The organism is Polynucleobacter sp. CS-Odin-A6 (genome assembly GCF_018882095.1).
Classification (GTDB): Bacteria; Pseudomonadota; Gammaproteobacteria; order Burkholderiales; family Burkholderiaceae; genus Polynucleobacter.
The window spans coordinates 294,159-309,223 of sequence record NZ_JACVPD010000001.1 but is presented as its reverse complement, the minus strand read 5'-3'; the positions used below and the strand labels follow the sequence as shown (position 1 = coordinate 309,223).

At 47.1% G+C, this 15,065-nt stretch carries 15 protein-coding genes; 9 read left to right on the top strand and 6 right to left on the bottom strand.

What is annotated here, in order from left to right; translation table 11 throughout:
- Positions 1-51: 51 nt before the first annotated feature.
- From ICN15_RS01555 to dut, 5 genes are read left to right on the top strand one after another with little or no spacing between them, the layout of a single operon-like run.
- On the top strand, positions 52-1,002 hold the full coding sequence (locus ICN15_RS01555; protein ID WP_216200758.1) for a bifunctional riboflavin kinase/FAD synthetase: 951 nt from the start codon (positions 52-54) through the stop codon (positions 1,000-1,002).
- Positions 977-3,856, top strand: a complete 2,880-nt coding sequence (gene ileS, locus ICN15_RS01550) for an isoleucine--tRNA ligase (protein WP_370625410.1) — start codon at positions 977-979, stop codon at positions 3,854-3,856. Before ICN15_RS01555 ends, ileS begins: the two co-directional genes overlap by 26 nt.
- Positions 3,857-3,892: 36 nt before the next feature.
- Positions 3,893-4,381, top strand: a complete 489-nt coding sequence (gene lspA, locus ICN15_RS01545) for a signal peptidase II (protein ID WP_216200754.1) — start codon at positions 3,893-3,895, stop codon at positions 4,379-4,381.
- A gap of 9 nt (positions 4,382-4,390) precedes the next feature.
- A complete protein-coding gene (coaBC, locus tag ICN15_RS01540) occupies positions 4,391-5,602 on the top strand; it encodes a bifunctional phosphopantothenoylcysteine decarboxylase/phosphopantothenate--cysteine ligase CoaBC (protein ID WP_216200752.1) in 1,212 nt (403 codons plus the stop codon).
- Positions 5,603-5,645: 43 nt separating this feature from the next.
- Positions 5,646-6,095, top strand: coding sequence for a dUTP diphosphatase (gene dut / locus ICN15_RS01535; RefSeq protein WP_216200749.1), 450 nt, complete (start codon positions 5,646-5,648; stop codon positions 6,093-6,095).
- Between the two features lie 121 nt (positions 6,096-6,216).
- On the opposite strand, the gene clpA is transcribed toward dut, so the two are convergent.
- Complete coding sequence (gene clpA, locus ICN15_RS01530) at positions 6,217-8,523, bottom strand: ATP-dependent Clp protease ATP-binding subunit ClpA (RefSeq protein WP_216200747.1); 2,307 nt, start codon at positions 8,521-8,523, stop codon at positions 6,217-6,219.
- Positions 8,520-8,867 carry an ATP-dependent Clp protease adapter ClpS gene (clpS, locus tag ICN15_RS01525; protein WP_216200745.1) on the bottom strand — a complete coding sequence of 116 codons (348 nt, stop codon included), beginning with the start codon at positions 8,865-8,867 and terminating at the stop codon, positions 8,520-8,522. The genes clpA and clpS overlap by 4 nt, the downstream gene beginning before the upstream one ends.
- Positions 8,868-9,150: 283 nt before the next feature.
- Here clpS and ICN15_RS01520 point away from each other — a divergent pair, with 283 nt between their 5' ends.
- Positions 9,151-9,354, top strand: coding sequence for a cold-shock protein (locus tag ICN15_RS01520; protein ID WP_011903586.1), 204 nt, complete (start codon positions 9,151-9,153; stop codon positions 9,352-9,354).
- An 84-nt stretch (positions 9,355-9,438) separates the two neighbouring features.
- The gene (locus tag ICN15_RS01515; RefSeq protein WP_216200743.1) at positions 9,439-9,891 is read left to right on the top strand and encodes a DUF192 domain-containing protein; all 453 of its coding nucleotides are present in this window, start codon (positions 9,439-9,441) and stop codon (positions 9,889-9,891) included.
- Between the two features lie 58 nt (positions 9,892-9,949).
- Here ICN15_RS01515 and ICN15_RS01510 read toward each other — a convergent pair whose 3' ends face one another.
- The 3 genes from ICN15_RS01510 to argF form a co-directional block, all read right to left on the bottom strand.
- Positions 9,950-10,255 (bottom strand): pyrimidine/purine nucleoside phosphorylase, encoded by a 306-nt coding sequence (locus ICN15_RS01510; RefSeq protein ID WP_216200741.1) that lies wholly within the window; start codon positions 10,253-10,255, stop codon positions 9,950-9,952.
- Between the two features lie 42 nt (positions 10,256-10,297).
- Positions 10,298-11,527, bottom strand: a complete 1,230-nt coding sequence (locus ICN15_RS01505; protein WP_216200739.1) for an argininosuccinate synthase — start codon at positions 11,525-11,527, stop codon at positions 10,298-10,300.
- 61 nt (positions 11,528-11,588) lie between these two features.
- Positions 11,589-12,536, bottom strand: coding sequence for an ornithine carbamoyltransferase (gene argF, locus ICN15_RS01500; protein WP_216200737.1), 948 nt, complete (start codon positions 12,534-12,536; stop codon positions 11,589-11,591).
- Between the two features lie 151 nt (positions 12,537-12,687).
- Between argF and ICN15_RS01495 the strand changes: the two genes are divergently transcribed.
- Positions 12,688-13,008 (top strand): DUF3579 domain-containing protein, encoded by a 321-nt coding sequence (locus tag ICN15_RS01495; RefSeq protein WP_216200735.1) that lies wholly within the window; start codon positions 12,688-12,690, stop codon positions 13,006-13,008.
- A gap of 75 nt (positions 13,009-13,083) precedes the next feature.
- Here the strand turns inward: ICN15_RS01495 and rpsT are convergent, their stop codons facing one another.
- Positions 13,084-13,350: a 30S ribosomal protein S20 gene (gene rpsT, locus ICN15_RS01490; protein WP_216200733.1), complete on the bottom strand. Its 267-nt coding sequence runs from the start codon at positions 13,348-13,350 to the stop codon at positions 13,084-13,086.
- Positions 13,351-13,511: 161 nt separating this feature from the next.
- Here rpsT and murJ point away from each other — a divergent pair, with 161 nt between their 5' ends.
- Positions 13,512-15,065, top strand: coding sequence for a murein biosynthesis integral membrane protein MurJ (gene murJ / locus ICN15_RS01485; protein ID WP_216200731.1), 1,554 nt, complete (start codon positions 13,512-13,514; stop codon positions 15,063-15,065).

The following is a 15,065-nucleotide window of genomic DNA, read 5'->3' as shown; positions in this document are numbered from 1 at the left end:
GCCCACAATATAATTGATGGTTACCCCGAAAGCGACCCTGAAAGCGATTTAGTGAACGTATTCCGTGGCCCTACCCAGTTTTCTGCAGGACCAGTTTGTGCCTTAACCATCGGAAATTTCGATGGCGTGCACAGGGGTCATGGCGCCCTGCTGAAACAACTGAAAGAAGGGGCGCAAGAACGTGGCTTAGTAAGTTGCGTGATGACTTTCGAGCCACACCCCAAAGAATTTTTCTCTCCAGAAAAAGCACCTCCTCGCATTCTGAATTTGCGTGACAAGCTAGCTGCATTTGCAGACATTGGCATCGACCGCGTGGTGGTAGAGCATTTCAACAGCGCATTCGCTCGCCTCACACCAGAAGAATTTGTTTCTGAAATTATTGTTAAGCAATTGCATGCCAAATGGATTTTGATTGGGGATGATTTTTGTTATGGCGCAAAACGGGCGGGTAATTTTGCCAGCTTGAAGATGGCCGGTGAGAAATATGGTTTTGAAGTGTCAAGTATTCAGACGGTGCTTGAAGATGGCGAAAGAATTTCCAGCTCAGCATTACGCAATGCTTTAGGCAATGGCAATATGGAGCAAGCGAGTAAATTACTCGGTCGGCCTTATGGTATTTCAGGTCATGTCATTCATGGTCAAAAATTGGGGCGTACTTTAGGCTTCCCTACATTAAATCTTGCCGTTGCTAATCACTTACATCATCGCAAGCCAGCATGCTCTGGGATCTTTACCGCTCAGGTAACCGGGCTTAGTGATAAACCCCTGCCTGCTGTAGCTAGCCTGGGCGTAAGACCAACCGTCGAAGATGAAGGCCGCGTTCTACTTGAGACTCACATCTTTGATTATGATGCCGATGTTTACGGAAAAATTATTACCGTAGAACTCTTAGAAAAAATTCGTGATGAGGCGAAGTACTCCGACCTCGATACCCTTACCAAAGCGATTGCATCTGATGCAGCGCATGCCAGAAATTATTTCCAGAAAAAAGCTTATGTCTGAAAAAGAAAATTCGTATCCCGTCAATCTCCTAGAGACGGCATTTCCGATGCGGGGAGATTTGCCGAAACGCGAACCTCAATGGGTTGCGCAATGGCAAAAAAATAAGCTCTACGAAAAGATTCGCGCAGCCCACGCTGACCAACCAAAATTTATTTTGCATGATGGCCCCCCTTATGCAAATGGCGATATCCATATTGGCCATGCAGTCAATAAGATTCTCAAGGATATGATTGTGAAATCCCGTTGGTTCATGGGCTTTGACTCTGCATACGTTCCAGGCTGGGATTGTCACGGCATGCCAATTGAGATCCAGATTGAAAAGCAGTTTGGTAAAAATTTACCGACGGCTGAAGTGCAAGCTAAGGCACGTGCTTATGCTCAAGTACAAATAGATAAGCAAAAAATTGACTTTGAGCGCTTGGGTGTTTTGGGCGATTGGAACAATCCTTACCTCACCATGAACTTCCGCAATGAGGCCGATGAAATTCGTGCCCTCGGCAAGATCTGGGAAAAGGGCTATGTCTTCCGTGGTTTAAAGCCAGTGAACTGGTGTTTTGATTGCGGCTCTGCGCTGGCTGAAGCGGAAGTGGAATACCAAGATAAGACCGACCCAACCGTAGATGTTGGCTTTGCTTTTGATGATGCGCAACGCCCGCAACTTGCAAAGGCATTTGGTCTGCCAGAGATTCCAGCCAAACCTGGAATGATTGTGATCTGGACCACCACACCTTGGACTATTCCATCCAATCAAGCATTGAATGTTCATCCCGAACTCAGCTACGCTTTAGTAGACACTGGCGACAAGTTGCTGATCTTGGCAGAAGAACGGGTGGAAACTTGTTTACAAGATTTCGGTCTTGAGGGAAAGGTAATTGCCACATGCTTGGGTAGTCAACTAGCCAACATTTCTTTCTGGCATCCCCTTGCTTCATTGCATGAAGGCTATAAACGCCTTTCCCCAATCTATCCAGCGGAATATGTCACTCTCGATACCGGTACTGGCGTAGTGCATTCAGCACCAGCCTATGGTGAGGAAGACTTTAAATCCTGTAAGGCGAACAAACTTGCTGATAAAGACATCCTGAATCCAGTCATGGGTAATGGCGTGTATGCCTCCTGGCTGCCCCTCTTTGCCAATGAATATATTTGGAAAGCCAATCCGAAAATTGTTGAAGCAATGCGTGAGGCGGGAAGCCTGCTGAGAGATCAAACGTATACACACTCCTATATGCATTGCTGGCGTCATAAGTCTCCCATCATTTATCGAGCTACCTCGCAGTGGTTTGCGAGTATGGATAAAAAACCATCCGATGGCAAAGCAAGCTTGCGCGAAACAGCATTAGCTGGCATTGAAAATACCGAGTTCTTCCCAGCCTGGGGAAAGCAACGCTTGAACAGTATGATTGCCAATCGTCCAGATTGGACCTTGTCGCGTCAGCGCCAATGGGGTGTGCCGATGGCCTTCTTTGTTCACAAGGAAACCGGTGAGCCACATCCACGGACTGTAGAGTTGCTCGAAGAAATTGCAAAGCGGGTTGAAAAAGACGGGATTGAAGCCTGGCAAAAACTAGAAGTTGCTGATCTGCTAGGTGATGAAGCGACGCAATATGAAAAGAATCGCGACACCCTAGATGTTTGGTTTGATTCGGGTACAACCCATTGGCACGTCATTCGCGGCTCGCATCGTGATGAACTCTATCGCCCAGAAGCTGAGAATGCAGATGGTCGTCTAGCCGATTTATATCTTGAAGGTTCGGATCAACATCGCGGCTGGTTTCACTCTTCATTGCTGACTGGTGCCATGCTTGATGGCAAGCCGCCATATAAGGCACTTCTCACCCACGGCTTTACTGTAGATGGCCAGGGTCGCAAGATGAGTAAGTCGGTTGGTAATGTCATTGCCCCGCAGCAAGTTGCTGATAAGTTAGGCGCAGAAATTATTCGCCTGTGGGTAGCTTCTACGGATTACTCCGGTGAAATGACGATCTCCGATGAGATTCTGAAGCGCGTCGTAGAGAGTTATCGCCGTATTCGTAATACTTTGCGTTTCTTGTTAGCCAATTTGTCTGACTTTGATCCAAGCCAGCATACGATGCCAGCAAGCGAATGGCTAGAGATTGATCGCTATGCCGTTGCACTTGCCAGTCAATTGCAGCAAGATGTACAAGCGCACTATCAGGCTTACGAGTTTCAACCTGCTGTAGCGCGTATGCTGACTTTCTGTTCAGAAGATTTAGGCGGCTTTTACCTAGACATTCTGAAAGATCGCCTCTACACAAGCGCACCAGATTCAAAAGAGCGTCGTGCTGCACAGAATGCCTTATTCCATATCACTCGTAATCTCTTGAAATGGTTAGCTCCCTTTCTCTCCTTTACTGCAGAAGAAGCGTGGGCAACATTTCCGCATGGTACTAACGCGAAGCCTAGCGAATCAATCTTTATGGAAGAGTTCGGTGCCTTCCCAGAAATCGCCCAAGCCACAGAATTACTCGCCAAGTGGCATCGCATTCGAGAGATTCGCTCTGAAGTGACCAAGGCCATTGAGATTGAGCGAGAGGCAGGCAATGTTGGCTCTTCTCTACAAGCTGAACTCACTATCAAACTGGGAGACCCAGACTTTGCAATTCTGCAGTCCGTCAAGGATGACTTACGTTTTGTGACTATCACTTCCAGCGCCAATATTGAACGTAGTAGTGCGGGTCTAGAAGTACTGGTTCGTGGCAGTCAATATAAGAAGTGTGGTCGCTGCTGGCATCACACTAAAGATGTTGGCACACTCCCTGATCATCCAGAATTATGTGGACGCTGTATTAGCAATCTTTTTGGTGATGGTGAGGCGCGTTTGTTTGCATAAGCAAACTAGTCCTGAACTCATGCCTAATCCAATCACATGAACCTCTTATTCTTGCGCTATTTAGCCATTGCCTCGATCACACTATTGTTAGATCAGCTGACCAAGTGGTCGGCACTCAGCAATCTTCAGCTGGGAGTGCCCGAGCCAGTTTTACCTTTCTTAAACTGGCTTTTGCTCTTTAATCCAGGGGCAGCTTTTTCATTCTTGGCTCAGGGATCCGGTTGGCAACGCTGGTTCCTGACAATCTTGGGTTTAGCAGCCTCCGCCTATATCGTTTGGCTATTACGTAAGAGTTTGGGCGACAAGATGCTCTGCTGGGCACTGAGCCTCATTCTTGGGGGTGCTTTGGGCAATGTCCTGGATCGCATCATGTACGGCGCTGTAGTCGACTTTATTGATGTGTATTACGTAAATTGGCATTGGCCAGCCTTTAATATTGCCGATAGCGCTATTTGTATAGGAGCAGCGCTCATTATTTGGGGCGAGCTACGCAAGTCATTTGGCAAAACTTCCCAATCCCTTTAAGCTCAAGCCATGCAATCACTTTTGAACAAGAAAATCGTTCTCGGCATCTCCGGCGGAATAGCGGCTTATAAATCTGCTGAGCTGGCACGCATGCTCATGCAAGAAGGTGCAAGTGTTCAAGTGGTGATGACGGAAGCCGCTCAACAGTTTGTGACGCCAGTCACCATGCAGGCGCTCACAGGCAATCCTGTTTATACGAGTCAATGGGATAGCAGCATTACTAATAATATGGCTCACATTGAGCTCTCTAGGGCAGCTGATGCCATCCTAGTAGCGCCTGCTAGTGCAGACCTGATGGCAAAACTTTCCCTAGGCTTAGCTGATGACTTACTAAGCACCTTATGCCTAGCAAGAGATTGCCCGCTCCTCATTGCCCCCGCCATGAATAAACAAATGTGGGAGCATGCGGCAACACAAAGAAGCGCGCAACGTCTTCTTGCGGATAAGGTTGCTTTACTTGGTCCCGCCAGTGGTGTGCAGGCTTGCGGAGAAGTCGGCTTTGGTCGCATGCTCGAGCCTGCTGAAATTACTGAACAACTCATTGCCTTCTTCCAGAAAAAATCGCTAGCTGGTAAACGAGTCCTCATTACTGCTGGGCCTACCTTTGAAGCGATTGATCCAGTGCGCGGTATCACGAACCATAGCTCCGGCAAGATGGGTTTTGCAATTGCACGCGCCGCAGTTGAGGCTGGTGCTCAAGTCCAGTTAATTGCCGGCCCATGCGGGCTTTCAACGCCGCTTGAGGCTACCGGACAAATTAACCGTACTAATGTGCTTAGCGCCAAAGAAATGCATGCAGCCACTCTCAATGCAAGCGACTACGATATCTTCTTTGCAGTAGCCGCTGTTGCTGACTGGGGCATTGCTAAGCCAGCGAAAGAAAAAATCAAGCGCCAGGGAAAGCAGGCGCCAAGTCTGGAGTTCACTGCCAACCCTGATATTCTTGCGGATGTTGTCAAAACAGTGAAGACTAAGGGTGGCAAGCCATATCCGTACTGCGTTGGCTTTGCAGCCGAATCTACTGACTTGGCAAAGCACGCTGAAGAGAAACGTAAGCGTAAAGGTCTCCCCATGATCGCAGGCAATATTGGTCCAGATACGTTCGGTAGTGATCTGAATCAGCTGCTCATTATTGATGGCAGCGGCAGCAAGAAAATTGCAAAAGCGGAGAAGCTTGATCTAGCTAGACAGCTGATTCAATTGGTTGCTAAGAAAATTTAATTATTACTTCTACAAATACTTAAATCCCGTTTTAGGAAATCTCATGCAACAACTTCAAGTCAAAATTCTCGATGAACGAATGCGCGATCAGCTGCCTGCTTACGGAACCCCCGGTAGTGCTGGACTAGATTTACGCGCTTGTATTGATGAGGCGATTGAAATTGCCCCAGGACAAACAGTGCTTGTTCCAACTGGTTTAGCCATCTATGTTGAAGATCCTCGCTATGCAGCCTTTATTCTGCCGCGCTCTGGCCTAGGCCACAAGCATGGCATCGTGTTGGGTAACTTAGTGGGGCTGATCGATTCTGATTACCAGGGCCAGCTGATGGTAAGTACTTGGAATCGCGGCTCCTCGGTCTTTAAGCTCGAGCCTATGGAGCGCTTAGCTCAATTGGTAGTAATGCCCGTTCAACAAGTGGAGCTAAAAGTAGTTGAAGAGTTCACTGAGAGTAGTCGTGGGGCCGGTGGATTTGGCAGTACGGGTCGGGGCTAAGTTAGATATCTGCACTCGTATCTCGCGCTACTGATTGATTCTTTAAATTAAAAAACTACCCGAGGGTAGTTTTTTAATTTCTGGACAACATGTCTTGAGAGATTTGGACCGAGAAGAGGAATTAAATTTCCTCGACTGGCGCTACATCAGTCTTAGGTGCTTTGCCCGTTTGCACTGGCGCATCAAACTCCAGCTGCACTTTGCCATCAGCATCGACATCAACTGCAACATGACCACCTTGTGCCAACTTGCCGAAAAGTAGCTCGTCGGCCAACGCTTTGCGGACTGTGTCCTGAATAATCCGCTGCATTGGTCGCGCACCCATGAGAGGATCAAAGCCATGTTTTGCCAAATGGGCCCTTAGTGCAGGACTAAATGTGGCATCCACCTTCTTCTCATGTAGCTGCTCTTCGAGTTGCATTAAGAACTTATCAACCACCCGCATGATGATGGTCTCATCAAGTGCCTTGAAGGAAACAATCGCATCCAGACGATTACGGAACTCCGGTGTGAAGAATTTCTTAATATCCACCATCTCATCGCCGGACTCACGCGCGTTGGTAAAGCCAATGGTGGATTTCTGCATTGCCTCAGCACCGGCATTCGTAGTCATGATAATGATCACATTACGGAAATCAGTCTTACGACCATTGTTATCCGTTAAGGTGCCATGATCCATTACTTGCAATAGGATATTGAAAATATCTGGGTGAGCTTTTTCAACCTCATCAAGTAAGAGAACGCAATGCGGTTTCTTATTGACAGCCTCAGTGAGCAAGCCGCCTTGATCAAAGCCAACATATCCGGGAGGCGCACCAATGAGTCGGCTGACTGCATGACGCTCCATATATTCCGACATATCAAAGCGTAGAAGCTCAATGCCCAAAATATAGGCGAGTTGTTTTGCAACTTCAGTCTTACCAACGCCGGTTGGGCCAGAGAATAAGAATGAACCGATTGGCCGATCAATCTTTCCAAGACCTGCGCGCGTCATCTTAATGGCGCTGGCTAACGCTTCAATTGCAGGATCCTGACCAAACACCACACTTCTAATATCGCGATCTAGAGTTTGCAATTTACTACGGTCATCTACGGTCACAGACTGTGGCGGTATGCGGGCAATTTTCGCTACGATCTCTTCGATCTCTGGACGACCAATCGTTTTCTTCTGCTTCGACTTAGGCAAAATACGTTGGGCAGCACCAGCCTCATCAATAACATCAATTGCCTTATCCGGCAAATGGCGATCATTGATGTAGCGTGAGGAAAGTTCCGCAGCCGCGACCAAAGCAGCGGAAGCATATTTAACACCATGATGCTCCTCAAAACGGGATTTCAGGCCGCGTAAGATTTGTACTGTTTGATCAACAGTTGGCTCAACCACATCGACCTTTTGGAAGCGACGTGATAGCGCTGCATCTTTCTCGAAAATGCCACGGTACTCAGTAAAGGTAGTTGCACCAATACATTTAAGCTGACCATTAGATAAGGCAGGCTTCAATAAATTACTTGCGTCCAATGTGCCACCAGATGCAGCACCCGCACCAATTAGAGTATGAATCTCATCAATAAATAAGACGCCATGAGCACTATCTTTTAAGGACTTGAGCACGCTCTTGAGGCGCTGCTCAAAATCACCGCGATATTTAGTGCCCGCCAATAAGGCGCCCATATCCAGTGAATAGACTATGGCGTCTGCCAAAATCTCAGGGACGTCACCCTTGACAATGCGCCAAGCGAGACCTTCAGCAATCGCAGTTTTACCAACGCCTGCCTCACCCACCAATAGCGGATTATTTTTACGGCGACGGCAAAGTACCTGAATCACGCGCTCTACTTCGCTATCGCGCCCAATGAGGGGATCAATCTTGCCCTGTTTAGCTAAGACATTCAGGTTTTGGGTATATTGCTCCAACGGGCTTTCTTTTCCATTAGAGCCAGCTTCTTCAGTCTCTTGAGTCGCTTCAGCAGGCTTAACCTGCTCAGCCTGATCCTTACGGACCCCATGGCTAATAAAGTTCACTACATCTAGACGGGTTACTCCTTGCTGCTGCAAGAAATACACTGCGTGAGAATCTTTTTCGCCAAAAATGGCTACCAGTACATTAGCTCCAGTCACTTCTTTTTTGCCACTAGATGTCGATTGCACATGCATGATAGCGCGCTGAATCACTCGCTGAAATCCCAGGGTCGGCTGGGTATCTACCTCATCGTTACCAGGAACAACTGGCGTGTTGTCGTTGATGAAATTTTTCAGCTGAGTACGAAGCTCGGCAATATTGACTGCGCAGGCCTTAAGAACCTCGACCGCTGTTGCGTTATCCAGTAGTGCAGCAAGCAAATGCTCAACCGTAATGAACTCATGTCTTGATGCTCTCGCATCAACAAACGCCATATGCAAACTGACTTCTAATTCCTGGGCAATCATGCTTCCTCCATAGTGCACTGTAGTGGGTGACCCGCTTCGCGGGAGAGCTCGATAACTTGATGCACTTTTGTTGCCGCGACATCACGTGTAAATAAACCGCAAATGCCTTTGCCAACTAAATGAACCTGCAACATGATCCGTGTAGCTGTCTCATGATCCTTATTAAAATACTCCTGAATAACCATCACCACAAATTCCATCGGGGTGTAATCGTCATTCAATAGTAAAACTTTATACATCGAAGGGGTCTTTAATTTCTCGGCCTGCTTTTCGAGAAGAATGGTGTCTTCAATGTAAGGGTTGTTAGGATTGCCAACCGTTGGATTTTTCGTTGTACGACTCATGAGAACTATTCTAAACACAGATATAAAAATGGGGATTTGAGGGCTTTGTTGCAAAAAACCATCAACAGAGGCCTCAGTAAGACATATTGGGGCATTTTTCGATAAATAAAGGGGTAAATACTAATAACTATCTTTGCTTAACCTCTTGACACCCCACCATAAAGGGCAAACAATCGGGGGGTAGGCTTTATTTGAGTCCTATTTAGGCGTGTTGTAGAGCGAGACTGATTAAAAAGTATTCACCCTCATCACGGTTGTTTTAAGTTTATGTAATGGAGTTCGCATGGCGACCGGAATTGTAAAGTGGTTCAATGATGCAAAAGGTTTTGGCTTTATCAAACCTGATGATGGTGAAGAAGAGTTGTTTGCGCATTTCAGCGCGATCACAATGCCTGGGTTCAAAACCCTTAAGGAAAACCAAAAGGTAACGTTTGATATTACCCAAGGCCCTAAAGGCAAACAAGCTACTAATATCCAAGCAGCTTAATCTGATGTAGATCATTATTAAAAACCCAGGACTTGTTCCTGGGTTTTTTTTCGCCTGTAATTTGCTTCACTTAAAATGCTCAGTATGCATACATCTATAACCGTTTTGCGCAATATTATTTTCTCCGCTCTATATGCCAGCTCAGGAATTGCTGTAGCTCAAGTAAACACAGCTCTCCCCACAATTGAATTAAAGACGGGCATCTATCGTATCCAAGCGGAGCTAGCAGATACCCCCAAAGCAAGAGAAGTCGGACTCATGAATCGCACCAGCATGCCAACCAACTCGGGCATGCTATTCATCTTCGAACAAAAAGCAGGGCACTGTTTCTGGATGAATAACACCAAAATCCCATTGTCGATTGCATTCATTGCCGATGATGGCAAGATTGTGAATATTGAAGAAATGCAAGCTGACACTACCAATAATCACTGCCCCAAGGTAGCTGTACGCTATGCCCTAGAAATGAATAAGCAGTGGTTCTCAGAGAGAGTTATCGTGCCGGGAACGGTAATTCAAGGATTACCTAAGAAATAAAAAATGCAGATCTCAGTCTGCATTTTTTATTTGAGGGAAGATTACTTCCACCGCTTAATTAGTCAAAGTGACAAACGTAATGCACGGGAGACTCAGCGCGGATAATGAAGTAACCACCCTTTTCTACCTCCCAACTTTGACCCGCTTTGAACTCCACCTCGGGGGCGCCATTAATGCTGACAAAAGCATTACCGTCTACCACTTCCATGATTTCTTTTGTGCTGAGGTCAAAACGTAAGGTGCTTGGCAGCACTACGCCAACCGACTTACGGGTGCCGTTTGGCAGGGTAACCGTATGGGACACGCATTTACCATCAAAAAATACATTCGCTTTTTTGCCTACAGAAACTTGATCAAATTGCATCGTTATTCTTTCTAAACTGTGGTTAATAATTTTCAGCAAGCATTACTTGGCACGCTTGCGTCTTGCAGTCTCCGCAATCCGCATACGCAATGCATTGAGCTTAATAAACCCACCAGCGTCAGCTTGGTTATAAGCGCCGCCGTCATCATCAAAGGTGGCAATCGTCTGATCAAACAGAGTATTCGCTGAATCCCGTGAGATCACTGATACCGACCCTTTGTAGAGTTTCAAGCGCACGACACCATTGACCATCAGCTGAGTGTGGTCGATCAAGGTTTGTAATGCCAGACGCTCTGGTGCCCACCATAAACCGTTGTAAATCAAACTTGCGTAACGTGGCATGAGATCATCTTTGAGATGAGCTACTTCACGATCTAGAGTAATACTCTCAATACCACGGTGTGCTTTGAGCAAGATGGTGCCACCCGGAGTTTCATAACAACCGCGGCTCTTCATACCCACAAAGCGGTTTTCTACCAAGTCTAATCGACCAATACCGTGTATGCCGCCAATGCGATTGAGCTCAGCTAACAGCTCATGGGGCTTATAGGCTTTGCCATTAATAGCCACTGGGTCGCCCACACGAAATTCAATTTCAATAATTTCTGCTGCGTCTGGAGCATTTTCAGGAGAAGCGGTCCAACGCCACATCGACTCTTCAGCCTCGGCATTCGGATTTTCGAGATGACGGCCTTCGTAACTGATATGCAATAAGTTGGCATCCATAGAATAGGGTGAGCCGCCCTGCTTATGCTTCATCTCAACAGGGATGCCATGCTTTTCTGCATAGGCCATTAACTTCTCACGGGAGAGCAGATCCCACTCACGCCATGGAGCGATGACCTTGATTCCCGGCTCTAATGCGTAATAACCCAACTCAAAGCGGACTTGGTCATTCCCTTTACCAGTTGCTCCATGCGATACCGAATCCGCACCCGTTTGACGAGCAATTTCAATTTGGCGTTTAGCAATCAAGGGGCGTGCAATAGAGGTGCCTAGTAAATATTCGCCCTCATAAATCGTATTAGCGCGAAACATCGGGAATACAAAGTCGCGTACAAACTCTTCGCGCAAGTCATCGATAAAAATATTTTCTGGCTTGATACCAAATTGCAGCGCCTTAGCACGTGCTGGCTCCAGCTCTTCACCCTGACCTAAGTCTGCCGTGAAAGTCACAATCTCACATTGGTAAGTATCTTGCAGCCATTTCAAAATAACGCTGGTATCGAGACCGCCGGAATACGCTAGAACTACTTTTTTAATATCAGACATGATTTCTATTCAATCAAAAAAATGAAGCAACAAATAAATAGGGCAAATTACTTAAAAAGAATTAGTCCAAACGTCCACAGAGTAAATACTCCATCAACGCCTTTTGCACATGCAAGCGATTTTCAGCCTCTTCCCAAACAATGCTTTGAGGGCCATCAATCACTTCTGCAGAAACTTCTTCGCCACGATGGGCTGGTAGGCAATGCATAAATAAAGCCTGAGGCTTTGCCACAGACATCAACTCTTCATCCACCATCCAATCTTTGAACGCAATCATACGAGAAGTATTTTCATCCTCGTAGCCCATGCTAGTCCATACATCGGTTGTCACTAAGTCAGCATTTTTGCAGGCATCCATTGGATCAGCACAAACCGTGAGGTGTTTCAACGCTTCGGCAGTCAATCTTGACTCATCCAGCTGATAACCCTCTGGCGCAGAAAAGCGGATCTGAAAATCCAAACACTCCGCAGCCTGAATCCAGGTATAGGCCATATTGTTGGCATCACCTACCCAGGCAACGGTCTTACCTTGAATCGGGCCACGCGCCTCTACAAAGGTAAAAATATCAGCTAATACTTGGCAAGGATGGAATTCATTGGTTAAGCCATTGATGACTGGTACGCGAGAATTCGCTGCAAAGCGCTCGATGATCTCTTGACCAAAGGTGCGGATCATGATGATGTCGGTCATCCGTGAAATCACCTGCGCAGCGTCCTCTACAGGCTCGCCACGACCCAACTGGGTATCTCGGGTATTGAGATAGACGGCATGACCACCAAGCTGATGAATGCCCGCTTCAAAGGAGAGACGGGTACGAGTGGAATGCTTCTCAAAAATCATCGCCAAGGTGCGGTCGTGCAAGGGGTGCCAAGTCTCATAACTTTTGAACTTGGTCTTGAGCCATGCAGCGCGTTTCAGCAGGTAGTCGTATTCCTCACGAGTCAGATCAGCAAACTGTAAGTAATGCTTGACCTGGCCAGGCACTTGAGGCTTTGCCAACGATGTCATTTTGAGCTTCCTACTAAAGATTTAGCTTGCATTTTTTGTTTGGGCATTGAGCCGCACGAAAATTGTTTCTAAAGTCATCTTAAGGCCTTCTCAGACTGTTAAGCTCGAGAATTGAGCAATACCGATTCCTAACAACGATTTCTACGTCAACTTGAACCACAAAAAGCTTTTCATTCAAGGCATCACCACCTCTGGCAAACCTTTTCGCCCCAGCGACTGGGCCGAACGGCTTTGTGGAGTCATGGCCACTTTTCGCCCACCAGGCGATGCCGGCGATCCTCGCTTCACTTACTCGCCTTATGTCAGACCAGTAATCGTTGCAAAAGTAAAATGCGTTGTTATTGATACCAGACTAAGAGACCTTGATCCGAGAGCGCTAGACTTTGTTATGAACTTCGCCAAAGACAACGGTCTATCAATCGAAGAAGCCTGCGAATTCCAGCCGGATTCAATTACGCGCCCCCAATCCTAAAAACAAAAACCCGCTCTGATCAGGAGCGGGCTTAGACCTAGATCAATCTAGCGCCTGCCTAAAACTATGAAAGTCTTACGCTGCCATTGCCTTAATAGCGGCAGACAAGCGTGACTTCTGACGTGATGCAGTATTTTTGTGAGCAATCTTTTTATCAGAAATCTTGTCGATTGTTGATTGGGTTGCTGCGAACACCTTAGCTGCTACAGCCTTGTCGCCAGTTTCAATTGCTTTACGAACTGCCTTGATGGAAGTGCGAAGCTTTGAACGCAAGCTCGAGTTGTGTTCATTCTGTTTTACTGCCTGCCGTGCGCGTTTACGCGCTTGTGCGGTATTGGCCATCTTTAAACCTTGCTATATAAAATTTCAAAATACGGTTAACTTAAATTTTTTGCGATTCTGTGTGGTTCGCCAGATTTGTAAGCTGACTCACCAAAACCCAAGATTTTACATTAAAGGACCAAAAAAGCCCAGTCTCCTGACAAATAGGGGAAAATTGGCTGATGAATCTGCTTTCTGCCGCCGCCAAGGTTAGCTCCCTCACCATGCTCTCCAGGATTACCGGACTTCTCCGAGAAACCCTGATTGCCCGTAGTTTTGGCGCTTCCGAGTGGACTGACGCCTTTAATGTGGCCTTTAGACTACCCAACTTACTCCGCAGACTCTTTGCGGAAGGGGCCTTTTCCCAAGCATTTGTACCCATTTTGGGAGAAATTTCGAGCCAAGGGGATGTAAAACAGTCCCAAATCCTCGTAAATGCGGTTGCCACGCTCTTGTTTTGGGCTTTGTTACTTACCGTCCTCCTGGGAGTCATTGGGGCTCCAGTTCTCATTCTGGCGATTGCTACCGGGTTTGAGGGTGGCCCAGCCTACGAAGCAAGTGTTGTGATGACGCGCATCATGTTTCCTTATATTGGGCTGATTTCAATGGTTTCCTTATCAGCAGGGATTCTTAATACCTTTGGACGTTTTGCGATTCCCGCATTTACCCCTGTTTTACTCAATTTAGCCCTGATTGCTAGCGCCATCTTTTTGGCGCCGCAACTAGAGCAACCGATCTATGCCCTCAGCATTGGCGTTCTGTTGGGCGGCGTCTTGCAACTGGCCATTCAAGTGCCGGCACTTTCTCGCCTTGGCTTATTGCCCAAAGTGGGGTTATTACCTGGAGCCATTAAATCAGCCGTCCAGAACCCAGATGCCCGACGCGTCATGAAATTGATGGGGCCTGCAGTATTTGCAGTATCAGTTGCCCAAATTTCACTCATCATCAACACCAACATTGCTTCACGCTTACAGACAGGAAGCGTGTCTTGGCTCTCTTATGCGGATCGCTTAATGGAATTTCCGACAGCACTGTTGGGCGTTGCCTTGGGTACCGTCCTTCTCCCTAGCCTGAGTAAAGCAAATGCAAAAAATGATTTAGCGCATGCTGGTGAATTGTTAATCTGGGGCTTACAGCTCACCTTTTTACTTGCAGCCCCCTGCGCCATTGCCCTCTTTATTTTTGGTGAGCCTCTTGCTGCAGTCTTGTATCACTATGGCAAATTTACCGCCCTCGATGTCTTGATGACACAACGCGCTCTAGCCGCTTATGGCGTTGGATTGATTGGCTTGATTTTGGTAAAAATCCTCGCTCCAGGGTTTTATTCACGTCAAGATATACGCACTCCCGTAAAAATTGGCTTGTTGGTTTTAGTAGCGACCCAACTAGCGAATCTGGTTTTTGTACCTTGGCTCGGGCATGCCGGCCTAGCCCTATCGGTTGGCGCCGGCGCTTGCCTTAACGCAGCCCTTTTATGGATAGGCCTTCATCGCCGAGGCGCCCTCCCTAGCGCTTCCTGGTTGAAATATTTAGGGCAGCTATTACTTGCCTTAATTCCTTTTGCTTTCCTCCTGTATTACGCAGCTACTGCCCATGATTGGATTGCGCTTCAACAAACCCCTTGGACTAGAATAGGGCTAGTGGCGGCTTGGCTTGGGGCAGCTGCAGTCATTTACTTTGGAGCCCTAGGGCTTGTGGGCATCCGCTGGCAAAAATTCCTGCGTCATGCAAAATAG